Here is a 2,724-nt window from a genome sequence, read left to right on the forward strand (position 1 = left end):
ATATCGGTGACCGGTTGAAGCTCAATCTCCACAGTTTCATCTGAAGGCCATCCTGAATATGCGTAATAATATCTTTCAGTAATAGCATTCAGTTGCTCTTCGAGTTGTTCGGGGTTTACAGATCCATCCAACAACACATACGTCCAGATCGGGTTCCATAACCAGCTTTCATCATAATTGGGACTGTTTTTGTAGATCTCATCGAGGCTGGTGTAAGAAGCTAAAAGATCAATATCCATATGTGATTCTTCAGGCCAGGCTTTCATAATGCCTGTTACCGTAAACTCTCGGATACCGTTATAATTCAGGGTTTTACCCATGGGATCTTCATCCCCAAAATATTTTTCAGCAAGTTCTTCGGTGATCACTATGGTTAGTGGATCTTTAAGAGCTTCGGAAGGATTTCCCCGAACCAACTCTCCTGAGAAAACTTCAAAAAAAGTAGAGTCGGTGAAATAGAAGTTGCTTTCTCTAAAGGCGATCCGGTCTTTTCTATTTATGATGGTGTGTTTAGCTTCCTGCCGGTCGAAAAAACGGACCGAGCTTTTTACCAATTCGGGGAATTCAGCATCAATAACGGGGCCTAGTTGAAATGGTGTTGTGGCTTGTTCTTCCTCACGATCTGATGAAGTTGTTGTTTGAACTACCCGATAGATCCGATCAGAATTTTTATGGAAATCATCATAACTCTGTTCATTAAAAACATAGAGAAGGATCAATAAGCAAGTGGCCAACCCTATAGCCAAACCTATAATATTTATAAGAGAAAAAATCTTGTTTTTGAGAAGATTCCTGACTGCAATCTTTAAATAGTTTTGAAACATATGCGACACCTTTCCACCAACTGACCAATTTATAATACCCTGGAATAGACTTTATATATAGATAGAGTATTGGACTGTACATTTGTTACAGAAAAAAATTGAGGAATTTATTTTTCTTTATAAGTCAGTGGTTAGTCAGAGCATAAAGGCCGTATTTTTAGCTCCGCTTGCTCTCAAGAAAAGGAAGTATTTGATCTTCTAATAGATCAAAAATGGGTTCTTTATAAGTTCGGCGCTGTGTGGCATTATTAAGAAATGAGGTCATTACCACTACACTATTCAGTTCCGGTACCATAAAAATATATTGGCCACCATAACCCCAGGCAAAATAAATTTCGTAACCGCCAACCGAGCGGTTCCACCACATATAACCATAGTCATAAGGATTAAAATTACTGCGGGTATATTTTTGAAAGGAATCATGAACCCACTTTTGTGAGACAATACGTTCCCCCCCATACGTTCCTCCATTCAGAAGCATTTGTCCAATTTTGAGCAAATCCCTTGGGGTCATAGCCAGATTATTCCCACCCATGTAATATCCCTGCGGATCTCGATCCCACCCGCCGATACTGATATTCATGGGATCGAAAAGATGTCGATTGGCAAAAGCCCGCGTGCTCATTCCGGTAGCTTTGGTAATGATGACTGACAGCAAGTGTGAAGTCCCTGTACTGTAAACCATCTTTCCCCCCGGTTCTTCTTCAAGCGGTTGGTCAAGCTGAAATTCTGCCCAGTTATCACTGATCACCCAGCGCCCGTAATTATGAAAACTGGTGGTTTCGAGACCTGACTGCATGGAAAGAAGTTGCCTGATGGTGATAGCTTCTTTTAGTGAATCCGGATTTGCATCAAAGTACTCCGGAAAATAATCTCCAAGGGTGTCATTGAGGGATATTTCACCTTGATCAACAGCAATTCCTGTTATCAGAGAGATGATACTTTTGGATGCAGATTTGATGTTGTAAGGGTAACCTGCTGAGGCGTTTCGGAAATACTCTTCCCCTAAAAGTTCGCCATTTTGTTGAACCAGAATACTTCTTAGAGATGTAATAGATTCCGCTTGTTCAAAAACTTCTTCTAAATCGGTATCACTAGCCACTGATTGTGCTGCTACGCTAAATGGAAGGGCTACAAAAAAAAGAATGAATAGAAATGAGCGTTTGATTACAGAAATCATGCAGTTTGTTTGAACCTAAAAGTTATGGGTATCTTATCTTTAAACGGAGTACCTATGTGATAGAGTTCCCACTCGGAATCATAGTTCATGATCCGGTCTCTGAGAATTGAAACCAGATCTTGGGAGCTTCCATTATCAGCATTCCATTCAAAAGTTTCTACTCTGAATTTCATATTTCGTTTCTCGCCGTTTACGTGAACATCCAGATTAACTACGTTTTCGACATTGGGGACGGTGAATTGTACTCGAACATTGTGCATGGCAGGTCCGGTTTCAGTTAACAGTGATATGTAATTAAGGAATCAAAAAATGTGCCATATAACATAAAGCATTATCCAGGCTGAATGGAGAGGGTCTTGTTTCAAAAACTGTTCGAAAACTAACACTGGTGTTCATTTCTGAACGGTTTAACTGCTTCTACTTCCAAAATAAAAACCTTTCAAAAGATCATTATTCGGGAGTTTTTGAAGGGATTGCTCGGTCATCAAAAAGTCGAAGATCATTGAATAGGCTGTTTCAAGTTTTTCATAGTCATGTTGTTCAGCAAAAATAGTGAAGCTGTATATCCGCTCATTTCCGAGTGAAACCGTAATCCGATAATTTTTTGTGATATCGCAATCAAGGCGGAGAGTATATGTTCCAAGCTCAAATTCATGGATTCTGCGCCCGGGTTCAATGTCAGATTTTTCTTCTTTACTCTGAATCCTTTGAACAAGCTGT

At 39.8% G+C, this 2,724-nt stretch carries 4 protein-coding genes; all 4 read right to left on the reverse strand.

Annotated features, from left to right (window positions below):
- A partial coding sequence (locus VFM80_RS07870; protein ID WP_395071240.1) for an ABC transporter permease occupies positions 1 to 719 on the reverse strand: 719 nt, incomplete at its 3' end.
- 262 nt (positions 720 to 981) lie between these two features.
- On the reverse strand, positions 982 to 2,004 hold the full coding sequence (locus VFM80_RS07875; protein WP_395071242.1) for a serine hydrolase domain-containing protein: 1,023 nt from the start codon (positions 2,002 to 2,004) through the stop codon (positions 982 to 984).
- A complete protein-coding gene (locus VFM80_RS07880; protein WP_395071243.1) occupies positions 2,001 to 2,264 on the reverse strand; it encodes a hypothetical protein in 264 nt (87 codons plus the stop codon). Before VFM80_RS07880 ends, VFM80_RS07875 begins: the two co-directional genes overlap by 4 nt.
- Before the next feature lie 147 nt (positions 2,265 to 2,411).
- Positions 2,412 to 2,724 (reverse strand): hypothetical protein (locus tag VFM80_RS07885; RefSeq protein ID WP_395071245.1); only part of this gene is annotated, 313 nt, incomplete at its 5' end.

Origin of the sequence: Gracilimonas sp., from assembly GCF_035704785.1 — a bacterium.
In the GTDB taxonomy this organism is placed as follows: Bacteria; Bacteroidota; Rhodothermia; order Balneolales; family Balneolaceae; genus Gracilimonas.